Annotated in this window: 15 protein-coding genes, 3 tRNA genes and 2 rRNA genes; 3 read left to right on the top strand and 17 right to left on the bottom strand. The window is 60.0% G+C overall.

Translation table 11 applies throughout. The features are described from left to right. Window positions 1–122 precede the first annotated feature (122 nt). The 5 genes from F599_RS0106580 to F599_RS0106560 form a co-directional block, all read right to left on the bottom strand. Window positions 123–1,175, bottom strand: a complete 1,053-nt coding sequence (locus F599_RS0106580) for a LacI family DNA-binding transcriptional regulator (protein ID WP_019542728.1) — start codon at window positions 1,173–1,175, stop codon at window positions 123–125. A gap of 185 nt (window positions 1,176–1,360) precedes the next feature. After that, complete coding sequence (locus F599_RS0106575) at window positions 1,361–2,674, bottom strand: S-layer homology domain-containing protein (RefSeq protein WP_019542727.1); 1,314 nt, start codon at window positions 2,672–2,674, stop codon at window positions 1,361–1,363. 420 nt (window positions 2,675–3,094) lie between these two features. Then, window positions 3,095–3,271, bottom strand: coding sequence for a hypothetical protein (locus tag F599_RS15535; protein ID WP_019542726.1), 177 nt, complete (start codon window positions 3,269–3,271; stop codon window positions 3,095–3,097). Between the two features lie 16 nt (window positions 3,272–3,287). Further along, complete coding sequence (locus F599_RS0106565; protein WP_019542725.1) at window positions 3,288–3,533, bottom strand: Gfo/Idh/MocA family protein; 246 nt, start codon at window positions 3,531–3,533, stop codon at window positions 3,288–3,290. Window positions 3,534–3,668: 135 nt separating this feature from the next. Further along, entirely contained in the window at window positions 3,669–3,896 is a 228-nt protein-coding gene (locus tag F599_RS0106560; protein ID WP_019542724.1) for a hypothetical protein, read from the bottom strand. A gap of 545 nt (window positions 3,897–4,441) precedes the next feature. Between F599_RS0106560 and F599_RS0106555 the strand changes: the two genes are divergently transcribed. From F599_RS0106555 to F599_RS0106545, 3 genes are all read left to right on the top strand, one after another. Next, window positions 4,442–5,785, top strand: a complete 1,344-nt coding sequence (locus tag F599_RS0106555) for an anaerobic C4-dicarboxylate transporter (RefSeq protein ID WP_020700526.1) — start codon at window positions 4,442–4,444, stop codon at window positions 5,783–5,785. Window positions 5,786–6,025: 240 nt separating this feature from the next. Continuing rightward, a complete protein-coding gene (locus F599_RS0106550; protein WP_019542722.1) occupies window positions 6,026–6,658 on the top strand; it encodes an NAD(P)-dependent oxidoreductase in 633 nt (210 codons plus the stop codon). An 87-nt stretch (window positions 6,659–6,745) separates the two neighbouring features. Next, a complete protein-coding gene (locus tag F599_RS0106545) occupies window positions 6,746–7,210 on the top strand; it encodes an Rrf2 family transcriptional regulator (protein WP_019542721.1) in 465 nt (154 codons plus the stop codon). A gap of 163 nt (window positions 7,211–7,373) precedes the next feature. Here F599_RS0106545 and F599_RS0106540 read toward each other — a convergent pair whose 3' ends face one another. The 12 genes from F599_RS0106540 to F599_RS0106480 form a co-directional block, all read right to left on the bottom strand. Further along, a complete protein-coding gene (locus tag F599_RS0106540; RefSeq protein WP_019542720.1) occupies window positions 7,374–8,192 on the bottom strand; it encodes an RnfABCDGE type electron transport complex subunit B in 819 nt (272 codons plus the stop codon). A 10-nt stretch (window positions 8,193–8,202) separates the two neighbouring features. After that, the gene (locus F599_RS0106535; RefSeq protein WP_019542719.1) at window positions 8,203–8,778 is read right to left on the bottom strand and encodes an electron transport complex protein RnfA; all 576 of its coding nucleotides are present in this window, start codon (window positions 8,776–8,778) and stop codon (window positions 8,203–8,205) included. Beyond that, window positions 8,778–9,440 (bottom strand): electron transport complex subunit RsxE, encoded by a 663-nt coding sequence (rsxE, locus tag F599_RS0106530; RefSeq protein ID WP_019542718.1) that lies wholly within the window; start codon window positions 9,438–9,440, stop codon window positions 8,778–8,780. Before rsxE ends, F599_RS0106535 begins: the two co-directional genes overlap by 1 nt. Next, on the bottom strand, window positions 9,440–9,994 hold the full coding sequence (locus F599_RS0106525) for an RnfABCDGE type electron transport complex subunit G (protein WP_019542717.1): 555 nt from the start codon (window positions 9,992–9,994) through the stop codon (window positions 9,440–9,442). Before F599_RS0106525 ends, rsxE begins: the two co-directional genes overlap by 1 nt. After that, window positions 9,991–11,157: an RnfABCDGE type electron transport complex subunit D gene (locus tag F599_RS0106520; RefSeq protein WP_019542716.1), complete on the bottom strand. Its 1,167-nt coding sequence runs from the start codon at window positions 11,155–11,157 to the stop codon at window positions 9,991–9,993. Before F599_RS0106520 ends, F599_RS0106525 begins: the two co-directional genes overlap by 4 nt. Further along, window positions 11,154–12,521 (bottom strand): electron transport complex subunit RsxC, encoded by a 1,368-nt coding sequence (gene rsxC / locus F599_RS0106515; protein ID WP_019542715.1) that lies wholly within the window; start codon window positions 12,519–12,521, stop codon window positions 11,154–11,156. Before rsxC ends, F599_RS0106520 begins: the two co-directional genes overlap by 4 nt. 49 nt (window positions 12,522–12,570) lie before the next feature. After that, window positions 12,571–12,972 (bottom strand): SoxR reducing system RseC family protein, encoded by a 402-nt coding sequence (locus tag F599_RS15120; protein WP_071592853.1) that lies wholly within the window; start codon window positions 12,970–12,972, stop codon window positions 12,571–12,573. 320 nt (window positions 12,973–13,292) lie between these two features. Then, window positions 13,293–13,383, bottom strand: a tRNA-Ser gene (locus tag F599_RS0106500). Window positions 13,384–13,388: 5 nt separating this feature from the next. Then, window positions 13,389–13,464, bottom strand: a tRNA-Trp gene (locus tag F599_RS0106495). A 7-nt stretch (window positions 13,465–13,471) separates the two neighbouring features. Continuing rightward, a tRNA-His gene (locus tag F599_RS0106490) sits at window positions 13,472–13,547 on the bottom strand. A gap of 6 nt (window positions 13,548–13,553) precedes the next feature. Continuing rightward, window positions 13,554–13,670, bottom strand: a 5S ribosomal RNA gene (gene rrf, locus F599_RS0106485). 64 nt (window positions 13,671–13,734) lie between these two features. After that, window positions 13,735–13,837 (bottom strand): 23S ribosomal RNA (locus F599_RS0106480); the annotation flags it as partial.

The following is a 13,837-nucleotide window of genomic DNA, read 5'->3' as shown; positions in this document are numbered from 1 at the left end:
GGTTGGGGATGGGCAGGAACTGCCCAATCGGAGACACACTTTTTGCGTCTACATTGAATGACTATAACATAGCGGCCAGAAGATGTCAAGAAATCCCAGCAGGAAAATTCCTCCTCCGCTGCTCATACGAGCGTGGTGCAAGAGACACTGCCCACAGGCGCCTGTACACCGACGCGGCGCACGCTCTCGCGCTCCAGGAAATGCAACGGCAGACCGCCGAGATGACTCGTCGCGCCCGTGATGGCATCAAGCATGTACTGCGCCGTCTTCATGCCCACGAGCTCGTAGTCAAAATACACCGATGTGAGTGCCGGGTAGACGACGGCACCCACATCGTAACCGCCGAAGCCCGCGACGGAGATATCATCCGGCACGCGGATCCCACGTTCGTGAAAATAGCGCAGGACGCCGAGACTGATATTGTCCGTCGCACCGACGATCACCGTCGCGCCAGCCGTCAGGAGTTCCGGGCCGCGGTTGTACGCCGAAAAAAAATCGAAGCCCGTCTCCATGAAGGTCACATGCGCCTCTGGCCGCCCCTCCGCGAACGCATCGATGAAGCCCTGCTTGCGGTCAATGCCGACGGCGCGGTCCTTTTCCGAAACGCCGAGGAACACGGCGCGCACGTGCCCCATCTGCCTCAGATACGCGCCCATGAGCCTGCCCGCCGCATAGTCGTCGATCTTGAGGCAGCGCAGCCCTTCCCTCTGCTGGCCCGTATAGACGAGCGGCATATCGATCTGCCGCGTCAGCGCGACATGCCGGGGCGTGATGCCGACGGAATCGACGATGATGCCATCGACCCCCTGCTGGGAGAACTTCACGATATTCTCGAGCTCCTTCTCTTCCTGCAGCTGGCTCACGAGCAGGATGCCCTGGTAGCCAGCAGGCTCCAGAATGCGGCCAATGCCTGAGAGCAGCTTGCCGACCGAGACGGAATCCATACGCGGCAACACGATACCGATGAGCTTGCTCCGCTTCATCTTGAGCCGTTTCGCGAAGAAATTCGCCTGATAACCCGTCTGCTCGATGACCGCGCGGATGCGCGCCGCCTTTGCCTCGCTGATATAACCCTGATTGAGATAGCGCGATACCGTACTCTTCGATACGCCCGCGAGATCTGCGATATCCTGGATCGTAACCTTCTGCGTGCCCGCGCCGCTATCCTTCCTCATACCCTTCAGCTCCTGTTTTCAATAAATCGGAAGCTTGTCCGCTGCGCTTTTCGTTTCGCTTCCTATTGTTAGTAATGGTATCAATCCCATAAAAAATTGTCAAGCCGCCCCCTGCGGCATACGACAAAAAAGAGGCCCCGGAGGAGCCTCTCTGATAGGATCTGAAAGATGTTGGCAAAGGTATCTCAAAAGAATACGTCGAAGCGCGCGAAAAGCTTCTGCGCATCCTTGTCCGCTACGCGATCCTTGCCGTTAAAGTACTTCGCGAAGAACTGGATGTTGCGGAAAACCGTCCAGGAGACGCCGCCCTCGATGCCCTTCTGTCCGTTGTCTACCCCATCGCCGTAAGTGCCCCAGGGCGACGCGTACTGGCCGAGATTGCGGTAGGCGAGATACATGCCCCAGCTGCCCGGGTTTTGCGCGGTCGCGCCCTTGTAATCATACTCGAAGCTGTACGACGTATCCTCGTTGTCGGCCCTCGCATTCTTCGCGTACTCGACCTTGAGGAAATCGTTCTTGTCGAAACGATACGTCCCCTTGAGCGACCAGATGTCCGCCTTGTAATCCTTGCGGTCCAGCTGATTATTATAGTAGGCAACTGGCAGCGCCGCCTGGTTGAACGTATCGGAAAGATGCTGATACGCGGCATCGCCCGCGAACTTTCCGGAGGTATGGCTCACCATAAGTGCTTGGTAGCTCGCCGTATCATCGTTGCCCGAAAAAGCATCCGCCGTGCCGGTGAAGCCGTTCTTGTCGCGGCTCATGTCACCGAATTGCGAATCGTCAATGCGCCCTGCCTCCGCTGTGACCTTCCACTTATCGCCGTAGCTGATGGCCGCGCCGGAGAACGGATCATCCGTGATGGAGATGAGGTTGACGGCATTCGGCAGCTTGCCGAACTTCATGTTGAGCTTGCCGTACTGCCCCTCTGCCCAGACGCGCTTGAGATCCGCCGTACCAGCCGTATCGTCATTGAAATTGCCGTTCGCATCGATGCGCACATGCACGTTCCAATGGTCATTGACCTCTGCCACCGGCTCGAGACGGAACACATACTCGTCCACATTCTTCTTATGCTTCGTCTGCGACGACTGTGTATCATGGCGCGTGCTCGTGTATGTATATTCGAATACGCCGCCCCACTTCACTTTGTCGGCATGCTTCTCGAGGTTCGCAACGCGTACGCCGAGGTTGTTGAGCTCATCAGCGAACTCCGCAGCGAGCTTGTCGAGTGTCGCCTTGTCCGCGGCGGAGACATCCTTCTTCGCCATCGCGCGAGCAACCATCTGCGCCATTTCGTAGCGCGTGATGTTCTTATTGCCCTGGAACGTCGTATCACCGTAGCCATCGATGACGCCGTCGGCAGCGAGCTGCGAGACAGCATCGTACGCCCAATGTCCCTCGGGCACATCGCTGAACGGATTCGCCGCGGCGAATGCCGTCGTGGTAGCGCCAGCGACAAGTGCCGCCGTGCATGCAGTGAGCAGTGTCTTTTTCATAATGAATCCCCCTGAATCATCTGGCGCATTTCCTGCGCTCTATTCTTTCATGGGATCGTCTCCAAGTTTCCTCGTTTCCTTTTGTGGAACTGTTCCCATATCACGACTGATTATAGCATACTGGAATCAGTTTCGCAATATATTTTTTATTATTCCGTGAAATGTTTTAGAAATAACTACTCTTTAGATGGGAAAAAGCCGTCAGAGACAGGAAAGACAGTATTTCGACCACATCGATTCCACCAAGAAAAAGCATCCGCCTGACAAAGACGGATGCAAAGGTAAGAGAAATGTACTGTTGTGGCGAACTGCTGACAGCAGCAGCCCGAAAGGCCCCCAGATACGACATCCGCGAGGGCCAACAGCCGCACGGGAAGCATCGGACAGGCTTAGGGAAGCACTGAGCAATCCAGCGGTTCCTTAGAAGAAGAATTCCACGCGGCCGAAGAGAATCTTATCCTTCGTCGTATCATCCCTGAGCTGCTTGTTGTCGCCATAGCGGAGCGTCGCGAGAATGTTCTTGAATACTGTGTAGTTCATGCCGACTTCCCAGCCGCGATAACCATGGCTGATGGCATCATACGTCGGCCTGAGCACAGCTGTATCGCCAAGGTCACCCCTCCCAGGGTACTTCATTCACCTGCGTAATCACCTCGTCCGGGCAGGAACTCAGGAAGAGACGCACGAACGAAAGCGCGTAAACGCCGATGTCGAACAATGCACCGCCTGCGAGCTGGCGATTAAAAAAGCGATTATGCATATCGTAGGGCTTGTAGCTGCCGAAATGCATCGTGATGGCGCACAGCGGGCCGAATTTCCCCGCCCGCGCCGCCTCGGTGAGCCGCTTGCAGATGGGCATGTGGCAGATTGTCTGCGCCTACGCAAGCACGACGCCATGGGTACGCGCGAGCGAGACGGCCTCCGCGAGCTGGTGACCGATGACGCCGAGCGTTGCCCAGCGATAGCGAATCTGATTTTTATATACCTTCTCCTTTCAATGCACGTTATAGCGCGCATGGAACTGCATGTTGATTTCGCGGATCTCGAGCTTTCCTTCGATATAAGGACGATACATCTCGAAAGCGTCGCCCGCGCCGAGCGCGCAGCCCGTGCAGTTCTCGCACCCCTCCGAGCACCGCAGCGCCCGCCGCACAATCTCCTCGCGCTGCTCGCGCGTCGTATCCTTGATGAGCTTGCTCTCATGCTTGGGGAATAATTCCATAGCAATCCCTCCTCGATCGGTCATTCTCTCTATCTGACAGCGCCAACGGCGAGACACCACACGCCGTCTTACCGCCTGACTAGATGATAGCACAAACTCCGTCTGCACAAAAGAAAGCCCCGGGAAGGATCTCTCCTGTTTCCTTGCCACTGCCAGTATGAACAAAATTTATCAAATAATAAATATAATATATTATTATTAAATTTAATAATAGCTAGTATTTACTTATATAAAGCGATTTGTTAAAATACTTGTGAAGTTCTTTGACGTTTTGTGACGGAAAGTGGTGGGGATGACAGAACACGTATGCCAAACGAATCTCTGCATACGCATGTAAAGGAACCGCTGATTAGTTCGGCACTCCGTCTTCGCACGTCTGCGCTGTCCTCTCGTCGCCCTACAATCCTCAGCACAAAACGCGATGGAGCGTTTTGCCGCTACGCTTCCGGTTTGTCTCCTAGAGAGATACAGCGCATCCACGCAAATCCGGAGCACCTCATTTAATCAGTGCTTCCTAAAAGGAAATAGAGTTAAAGGAGTTTTCTATGGAAATGTTGTTTGGGTTCCTTGTCCTCTTGGCCTGTCTGCTCGTCGGCGTCCGCCACGGAGGCATCGGCCTGGCCGTCATCAGCGGCATCGGCCTCGTAGTCTTCACGTTCGTATTCCAGTATAAGCCGGGCATGCCGCCGATCGATGTCATGCTGACCATCCTCGCGGTCGTCACCTGCGCGGGCTTCCTGCAGACATCCGGCGGCCTCACCGTCATGCTGAAATACGCGGAGCAGTTCCTGCGCAGCAACCCGAAGCAGATCACGATCCTCGCGCCGCTCACGACCTGGTTCCTCACCGTCCTCTGCGGCACGGGCCATGTCGTCTACACGATGTTCCCAATCATCTACGATATCGCCATCAAGCAGAACATCCGCCCCGAGCGGCCGATGGCGGTATCCTCCGTCGCGTCGCAGATGGGCATCTGCGCGTCGCCTGTCTCCGTCGCGGTCGTCTCCATCATCGGTTTCATGGCGGCAGCCGGCTATGACTACACCGTCCTGCAGATCCTCGCGGTCTCCATCCCCGCAACGGGCTTCGGCGTGCTCTGCGCCGCCCTCTGGAGCTACCGCCGCGGCAAGGACCTCGAGAAAGATCCGCGCTTCCAGGAGTTCATCCAGGATCCTGAGAACAAGAAATACGTCTACGGCGATGTCGAGTCCCTGCAGGGAAAATCCCTGCCCAAGGAGTTCTACCGCGCCATGTTCATCTTCTTCGGCGGTATCCTGATCATCGCGGTTCTCGGCAACTTCCCGGATCTGCTGCCGCATTTCGCCGCCTCCGCTGACGCGAAACCGAAACCGATCTCGATGACCTCCGTCATCCAGATGGTCATGCTGCTCGTCGGCGCCGCCATCCTCCTGACCTGCAACGTCAAGGCGAAGGATGTCGGCAACAGCCAGGTATTCCGCTCAGGCATCGTCGCCCTCGTCTCCGTTTACGGCGTCGCCTGGATGGCCAATACTTATTTCGGCGCTCACATGACCGTCCTCAAAGAAGCGCTCGGCACCGCCGTAGCCTCCTATCCCTGGGCCTATGCCATCATCGCGTTCGTCACCTCCAAGCTGGTGAATTCGCAGGCAGCCGCGATTGCCATCGTCGTCCCGATGGCGCTCGGCGTCGGCATGGATCCTGTGCTCATCATGTCCTTCATCTCTGCCTGCTATGGCTATTTCTTCCTGCCCACGTACCCCTCCGACCTCGCCTGCATCGGCTTCGACCGGTCCGGTACGACGCGCATCGGCAAATATATCCTCAACCACAGCTTCATGATCCCCGGCCTGATCGGCGTATCGACCGGCTGCTGCATGGGATTCCTCATGGCGCACATCGTGATGTAAGCGCGTCGCCTGCAACATCCCGCAGATCTCTAAAGCTGCTAAGATACGGATTCCACCAAGACCGCATCGCTCCTGCTACGAGCGATGCGGTCTTATTTTTTGGAAGCGATGCCATAAAAATGTAATAATACTATTGACAAATATTTTGTAGTTTGGTATATTACAAACCGTAGAAAGTAACCAACGAAATTACAAAAAGTAACTGGTTCGGAGGTACGCCTCCAGAGAGGAGTCATCATCATGAAAATCGCAGTTGTCGCAGCCAATGGCCGTGTTGCAAAAGAAGTCATCGCTGAGGCGCTGAGCCGCGGGCACGAGGTCGCCGCGTTCGGCCGCCACGCGGAGAATGATACGCCGGCAAAGGAATACATCCAGAAGGATCTCTTCGACCTCACGCGTGAGGATCTCGCGGGCTTTGACGCTGTCGTCGACGCCGCCGGCGCCTGGTCGCCCGAGACGTTCCCGATCATCCCGAACGCCGCGAAGCATCTCGCGGGTATCCTCGCGGGCACGCTCGTGCGCCTCGTCGTTGTCGGCGGCGCCGGCAGCCTCTTCGTCAATCCGGAGCACACGCTGACCGTCGCCGAGACGCCGGACTTCCCGGACGCGTTCAAGGGCGTCGCGGCTGCGCACCAGCAGACGCTCGACTTCCTGCGCACGGCGAAGGATACGCAGTGGACCTACATCAGCCCCGCCGGCGATTTCCAGGCCGAGGGCGAACGCACGGGCAAATACATCCTCGCGGGCGAGGAGTTCACGCTCAACAGCCGCAACGAATCCATCATCTCCTACGCCGACTACGCCATCGCCCTCGTCGACGAGATCGAAAAGGGCGGCCACAGCCAGCAGCGCATCTCCGTCGTCCGCGCCTGATCCGCCTCTGCCTTGACAACCTGCGCACCGCCTCCTACAATGGACAAAGAAAATGGCGGCTATCTGGCCGCCGAAGGAGGATGTTCGATGCAGATTTCCACAAAGTTCACGATTGCCATCCATCTGCTGGCCGCCGTCGACTTCTTCGGCGAGACGCAGCAGGTCACGAGCGAGTTCCTCGCAGGCAGCATCGGCAGCAATCCCGTCATCATCCGCGGCATCATGCTGAAACTCCGCGCGGCGGGGCTCATCGCGACAAAGCGCGGCCCCGGCGGCATCGCGCTCGCGCGGCCGCTCGCGGACATTACGTTCCTCGATGTCTACCGCGCCGTCGAGACGGGCAGCCGCGACGCGCTCTTCCATTTCCACGAGCGCCCGAACCCGCAGTGCCCCGTCGGCCGCAATATCCACCGTAGCCTCGACGGCATGCTCGAAGGCATCCAGCAGCGCTTCGAGGCAGACCTCGCGCGCCACACCGTCGCGGATGTGCTCCAAAATCTCCGCGCCTGCACGGAGGAGGTCTCCACCGCGCACAAGCAGCAGGCGGAATGACTGCAAAGCGATAAAAAACGCCGTACCGATGGCTTTTGCTTTCAAAGGCAAGAGCCGCCGGTACGGCGTTTCTCATCTCTTCAGAAATATCATCCATGACAGACGCGAGGCGGCGCTGCCCGGCATTCCCCGGCAAGCGCCGCACCCCCAGCCCCCGCCCGCCTCACTCCACCGCTTCGCGGATGGCGCCCGTCGGGCATTTGGCGAGGCAGGTTTTTTCCGTGCAGCCTGCTGCCTTGCAGACGGCGGGGTCGACGACGGCGAGGCAGCCGTCGATCTTGATGGCGCCGTGCGGGCAGTTGCGCATACAGAGCCCGCAGCCGAGGCAGGCGTTCGGGCAGGCCTTGCGCGCCGCGGGGCCTTTCGCGTGCGAGCGGCAGGCAACCTTGACGAGCGCGCTCGTGGGGAGCACCTGCATGACGCCCTGCGGGCAGGTCTCCTGGCACTTGCCGCAGCCCGTGCAGGCGAGCGTCTCGACGACGGGCAGGCCGTCCTGTCCCATGGTGAGGGCATCAAACGGGCAGGCGCGCACGCAGCTGCCGAAGCCGAGGCAGCCGTACTTGCACGCCTTCGCCCCGCCAGAGGCGAGCTTCGCCGCAGCGCAGTCCGCGACGCCCTCGTAGCGCGCGGCATCCTTCGCCGCCTGGCCGCCGCGGCAGAGGACATGCGCCTTGCGCTCCTCGACGCTGCCCGCGTCTTTCCCCGTGAGCGCCGCGACCTTCGCCGCGACAGCGGCCTTGCCCGGCACACAGAGGTTCGGCGCGACCTCTGGGTTCTCGACCACCGCCTCCGCGTATTTCGCGCAGCCAGCGAAGCCGCACGCACCGCACTGTCCCTTTGGCAGCACGTCTTCCACCTCGGCGATGAGCGGGTTCTGCTGCATGTAGAATTTCCTGTCGGCGAGCGCGAGCACGATGCCGAAAAAGGCGCCGACACCCACGAGCACGACGACGATGAGAATTGCTGTTTCCGTAGTACTCATAGCGGCCTCCTTACATCATGCCCGAGAAACCGAGGAACGCGAGCGAGAGCATACCCGCGAGCAGGAACGCGATGCCGATGCCCTCGAGCGGCTTCGGCACGGCGGCGTAGGCGAGCTTCTCGCGCAGGCTCGCCATGAGGATGATGGCGAGCGCGAAGCCCAGCCCCGAGCCGATGGCGAAGACGATGCTCTTGAGGAGGCTGTAGCTGTTCTCGACATTGAGGAGCGGCACGGCGAGCACGATGCAGTTCGTCGCGATGAGCAGCAGATAGATGCCCCACATATTGTAGAGCGCCGGCGCCTGCTTCTTGATGACGAGTTCCAGGAGCTGCACGAAGCTCGCGGTCAGGATGACGAAGACGATCGTCGTGAGGAACGTGAGTCCGAGCGGCTCGAGTACGAAATGATAGACAAGCCACGCGAGGATCGAGCTCATCGTCATGACCGAGGTCACGGCCATGCCCATGCCGACCGACGCGCTGAAATTCTTCGAGATGCCGAAGAAGATGCAGAGGCCGAGGAACTTCGTGAGCACGAAGTTATTGACGACGACGGCACCGATGAAAAGTGTCAGATATTCTGCCATCAGCGCTCAGCTCCTTTCGCTGCCGCGATGCGGGCGGCCTTTTCGCGCGCCCGCTCGCGGCGTTTGTTCCATGTCTTCGTCGCGGCCACGAGGTAGCCGATGAGGATGAACGCCCCCGGCGGCAGCACCATCATGAGCATGGGCTGGTAGGAAGCGCCGAAGACCGGCACGCCGAGGATGGTGCCCGCACCGAGGAGCTCGCGGATGACGGAGATGATGAGCATGGCGAGCGTGAAGCCGCAGCCCATGCCGAACCCGTCGGCGAATGAGGCGACGACACCGTGCTTTGAGGCGAAGACCTCCGCACGCGCAAGGATGATGGCGAAGACGACGACGAGCGCGAGGTAGATGCCGAGTGCGTCGTAGAGATCGGGGAAATACGCCTGCAACACGAGCTGCGCCACCGTCACAATGGTCGCGATGCTCGTGATGTAGACCGGCACGCGCACCTTGGGATTGACCCAGTGACGCACGAGGCTCACGACCACGTTATTCGTCGTGATGACGAACGTGACCGTGAGGCCCATCGTGAGGCCGTTCACGACCGTTGTCGTCACGGCGAGCGCCGGGCAGAGCGAGAGCGCGAGGATGAAAATCGGGTTTTCCGCGAGGAGTCCCTTGCTGAAAATCTGCCAAAGCTCCTTGATACCAGTCGTCATCATCAGCGCCCCCCATCTGCGAGATAGCTCGAGACTGCCGTCACGGCGCTCTTGACGCCGCGCGTCACGGCGCGCGAGGAGATCGTCGCGCCCGTCATCGCCTGCACATCGTCCGTATTGCCCTGATCCTTTGTCACGATGAGATGCGCTGCGTCCTTGCCGCGAATCTTCGCGCGGAACGGCTCCTTGCCCGCGTTGTCGCCGAGACCCGGCGTCTCGTTGTGCGCGAGGATCTTGAAATCAATGACATGCTCGTCCGGCGTGACGGCGACGAGCAGCTTGATCTCGCCGCCGTAGCCCTTCGTGCTCGCGGGCACGATGTAGCCAACCGGCGCGCCGTTCTGCTCCGCGCGGTACCAGCCATTTTGCCTGTCGATCTCGACGAAGCGGTCGGCCTCCGGCACGAGCGCCCGGAGCGCCGCTTCCTTGCGCGCGGCCGCGGACTGCGCCGCTACGGGCGCCGTCACGAAATAGACCGCGCCGATGACGAGCCCCGCGATGAAGCAGGCCGCCATGAGATTGCCCGCGATTCTTAGCATCGAGTCGTGTTCCTTCATTTCACCGCACCTCCTTCGCCGAACATGCGCGGTTTCACGAACCGGTCGATGAGCGGCGTCACGGCGTTCATGAGCAAGAGCGCGTAGCAGACGCCCTCGGGGTAGCCGCCGACGAGGCGGATGAGCACCGTGAGCGCGCCCGCGCCCGCCGCGAAGATCACCTGTCCTTCGCGCGTCATCGGGATGGTCACCATGTCCGTCGCCATGAAGAACGCGCCGAGCATGAGGCCGCCCGCCATGAGGTGGAAGAGCGGATCGCCCGTGAAGAGTCCCGCGGGGCCGAACACCCAGGTGAGCGCGGCGACCGTCGCGAGCATCACGGCGGGCACGAACCAGTTCACGTAACCGCGCCAGATGAGATAGAGGCCGCCGGCGAGCAAGAGCACCGTGCTCGTCTCGCCGAGACTGCCGTTGCGGTTGCCGAGGAACATCGCCTGGTACATCGCGCCCTGTCCGCCGAAGAGCGAGATGACCGCGTCATAGCCCTGCATCTTCAGCACGTTGAGCGGCGTCGCCGTTGCCACCGCGTCGACAGAGGCCGTACCGGAAAGCGTCGTCCACGTCGTCATCGCGACGGGCCACGAGACCATGAGTGCCGCGCGGCCGATATGTGCGGGATTGAAGATATTGAAGCCCAGGCCGCCCATCGACTGCTTCGCGACGATGATGGCGAGCACCGAGCCGATGGCCACCATCCAGGGCGGCAGGAGCGGCGACATCGACATCGCGAGCAGCAGGCCCGTGATGCACGCGCTGCCGTCGAAGGCCGTGACCGGCTGACGCATCGCGCGCTGCCAGATGTACTCCGCCGCGATGGCGCTCACGATGCCGACCGCCATGTTGACGAGCGCCGGCAGGCCGAAATGATACACAGCGAAAAGCGCCGCCGGTGCGAGCGCGAGATTGACCTGCCACATGATATGCGTGACCGTCTCGCCGTCGCGGATATGCGGCGAACTCGAGACCGTGAGCAGCGGCGCGTCCTGCACTGCTGGCTTGGCCGCTGCCGGTTTGACCGCTGCTGGCCGGGAGGTCGCGGCAGCAGGCGCAGCCTTCACTGCAGGCGCGTCTGACACAGCAGTTCCTGCCTGCGGCGCCGCCTTTGCTGTGCCCGCCGCGAGCTTCCCGCGCTGCGCTACTTTCTCTCCTACTGGATCCTTCATGCCCTTGCGGCCCCCTTTCCCTCCGGCTTTCCTGCCATTGCCGCCTGCTCCGCGGCCTTTGCGCGCGCGGCGGCCTTTGCCTTCTCCTTCGCCGCAAGCGCCTTGACCGCGCCCTTCGTCACGCGGATGTACTGGACGATATTGCGCTTTGCGGGGCAGACATAGGTGCAGCAGCCGCACTCGATGCAGTTCATCACGCCGTAGCTATCGCGCGCCTTCTCCACATCCTGCCGCTCGCCGAGGATGGAGAGCATGCTCGGCACGAGTCCCATCGGACACGCCTCCACGCAACGTCCGCAGCGGATGCAGTGGAGCTCCGGCCCGTGCGCCGTGATGCGGCGCGTGAGCGCGAGGATGCCGGACGAGCCTTTCGTGATCGGCACATCGAGGCTCTCCTGCGCGCGCCCCATCATCGGCCCGCCCGCGAGCACCTTGTCCGGCTGCTCAGAGAAGCCGCCGCAGAACGCGATGGCATCGCGGTAGCTCGTGCCGAGACGCACGCGCAGGTTCTTCGGCGTGAGGATCGCATCGCCCGAGACCGTCGTGATGCGCTCCGTGAGCGGCAGGCCATGCAGGCAGGCATCGGTGACCGCCGCGGCCGTGCCGACGTTCTGCACGACCGCGCCCGCATCCATAGGCAGGCCGCCGAGCGGCACCTCACGCCCTGTGACCGCGTAAATGAGCATCTTCTCCGCCCCCTGCGGATAACGCGTCCTGAGGACCGCGACCTCGATGCCTTCGCCCGCCGCGCGCTGCAGCGCCGCCGCTGCCTCCGGCTTGTTCGCTTCGACGGCGATGACGCTGCGCTTCGTGCCGAGAATCTTCGCGAGGATGCGCGCCCCCGTGACGACGCGCTCCGGCTCCTCGCGCATGAGCCTGTCATCCGCCGTCAGATACGGCTCGCACTCCGCACCGTTGAGGATCAGCACATCGACCGGCTTCTTCGGCATGAGCTTCACATGCGCGGGAAATGTCGCGCCGCCCATACCCACGATGCCGGCCGCCTCGATGGCGCCGAGCAGTTCCTCGCGCGTCATCGCCTGCCAATCGCGCGAGAGCGGCAGACCATCGGCCCAGGCATCCTGCCCATCGTTCTCGATGAAGATCATGCCATCCTCGATTTTCTTGACCTTGCCCGACACTGAGGCATGAATATCCGCGTGCAGAAACGACTTGCTCGTCGCGATACACTGCCCGCGCTTCACCTGTTCGCCCACCTTCACGATGGGCTCGCATGGCGCACCGATATGCTGCGAAAGCGGCAGCGCGACGAGCGCGGGCGCCGGCATCGTCTCGATAGCTGCCTCCCTCGCAAGCGTCTTGCCATCAGCTGGATGGATACCGCCGCGGAATAACTTGAACATAATATCCCCCCTGGATTCCTCTGAAAGCATCGCGTGCATCAGCGCTACGCTAATTCCTGATGATCTCCACCACATATGGCTGCTGCTCCTGCACCCGCCGGTCGAAGAGCCGGACGAGCAGGATCCCGAACAGCGCCCCGCAAACAGCGCCGCAGACGGCTGCAAAGTCGCTCGGCACCGCTAGCCAGCAGGCAAAACCGCCAAGTGCGGCCAGTGCAAGCGGCACGATGAACACGATGAATGCGCCAAGCACGACGGAATGATCCGGCAGCGCAAAGCGGACGCGCATTCCAGGTTTCAGGCAAAAGCTATTGCTTCGCACGTCCGCCACCGCATGGTGGGCTGCACCGCAAGCGCCGCAGCCCGTGCACTCCTCATGCCGCCCAACGCGCACACGTGCACGTTTTCCCTCTGCAACGATCTCCAGTACAACACCTTCTTCCAACTGCATGCACAGACCCTCTTTCCTATTTTGATTTCTTCTATCTTTTTATTCATTCGACGTACAACCAAAAAATCCTGTTGTATATTTCTTGTGAAAACTTTATCTTTTCTATCATATATAAAAGGCACCTATAGAATGAAATAATATAAAATCCCCGCTGCGAAGCGTTTGCTTCGCAGCGGGGATTCTCATGCGAAATGCGGTACAAATCGACGGTGCCTATTTATCAACCCCGGCAAACGTGCCAGAATGATAGTGTATGCAGTTCTATCACAACAAAAACCATCGCACTGCAAACCTTGCAATGCGATGGCAATTCTTCAAAGTGGCGGAGTGGAGAGGATTCGAACCTCCGCACCGGTTACCCAGCCTAACGATTTAGCAAACCGTCCTCTTCAGCCTCTTGAGTACCACTCCATAGATGGCAGGGGCAGTAAGACTTGAACTCACAACCTACGGTTTTGGAGACCGTTGCTCTACCAGTTGAGCTATACCCCTATAAAAATGGGGCGACTTGTGGGGATCGAACCCACGCATGCTGGAGCCACAATCCAGTGTGTTAACCGCTTCACCAAAGCCGCCATCAGAACCGGCAACTTCCTATCCTCCCAGCCCGTCACCAGGCAAGTACTTTCGGCCTCTGGATGCTTAACTACTGTGTTCGGTATGGGAACAGGTGGATCCATCCAGGCATCATCACCGGATATCTTATTGAGAGACATGTTCTCTCAAAACTATACAGAAGAAACGCCCTGACATTATGGATAAAAAGATAAGCCCTCGACCTATTAGTAGCAGTCCGCTTCATGCCTCGCGGCACTTCCACTCCTGCCCTATCTACCTCGTATTCTTCAAGGGGTCTTACTAGATT

Origin of the sequence: Selenomonas bovis DSM 23594 (genome assembly GCF_000381005.1) — a bacterium.
GTDB classification, from domain to species: domain Bacteria; phylum Bacillota; class Negativicutes; order Selenomonadales; family Selenomonadaceae; genus Selenomonas_C; species Selenomonas_C bovis.
This window is presented reverse-complemented; position numbering and strand designations above follow the sequence as displayed.

Excerpts from the sequence above, each read along its gene's own strand:
- F599_RS0106580 (WP_019542728.1), bottom strand. The coding sequence starts at position 1,175 with ATGAGGAAGGATAGCGGCGCGGGCACGCAGAAGGTTACGATCCAGGAT.
- F599_RS0106575 (WP_019542727.1), bottom strand. The coding sequence starts at position 2,674 with ATGAAAAAGACACTGCTCACTGCATGCACGGCGGCACTTGTCGCTGGC.
- F599_RS0106565 (WP_019542725.1), bottom strand. The coding sequence starts at position 3,533 with ATGCCCATCTGCAAGCGGCTCACCGAGGCGGCGCGGGCGGGGAAATTC.
- F599_RS0106560 (WP_019542724.1), bottom strand. The coding sequence starts at position 3,896 with ATGGAATTATTCCCCAAGCATGAGAGCAAGCTCATCAAGGATACGACG.
- F599_RS0106555 (WP_020700526.1), top strand. The coding sequence starts at position 4,442 with ATGGAAATGTTGTTTGGGTTCCTTGTCCTCTTGGCCTGTCTGCTCGTC.
- F599_RS0106550 (WP_019542722.1), top strand. The coding sequence starts at position 6,026 with ATGAAAATCGCAGTTGTCGCAGCCAATGGCCGTGTTGCAAAAGAAGTC.
- F599_RS0106545 (WP_019542721.1), top strand. The coding sequence starts at position 6,746 with ATGCAGATTTCCACAAAGTTCACGATTGCCATCCATCTGCTGGCCGCC.
- F599_RS0106540 (WP_019542720.1), bottom strand. The coding sequence starts at position 8,192 with ATGAGTACTACGGAAACAGCAATTCTCATCGTCGTCGTGCTCGTGGGT.
- F599_RS0106535 (WP_019542719.1), bottom strand. The coding sequence starts at position 8,778 with ATGGCAGAATATCTGACACTTTTCATCGGTGCCGTCGTCGTCAATAAC.
- rsxE (WP_019542718.1), bottom strand. The coding sequence starts at position 9,440 with ATGATGACGACTGGTATCAAGGAGCTTTGGCAGATTTTCAGCAAGGGA.
- F599_RS0106525 (WP_019542717.1), bottom strand. The coding sequence starts at position 9,994 with ATGAAGGAACACGACTCGATGCTAAGAATCGCGGGCAATCTCATGGCG.
- F599_RS0106520 (WP_019542716.1), bottom strand. The coding sequence starts at position 11,157 with ATGAAGGATCCAGTAGGAGAGAAAGTAGCGCAGCGCGGGAAGCTCGCG.
- rsxC (WP_019542715.1), bottom strand. The coding sequence starts at position 12,521 with ATGTTCAAGTTATTCCGCGGCGGTATCCATCCAGCTGATGGCAAGACG.
- F599_RS15120 (WP_071592853.1), bottom strand. The coding sequence starts at position 12,972 with ATGCAGTTGGAAGAAGGTGTTGTACTGGAGATCGTTGCAGAGGGAAAA.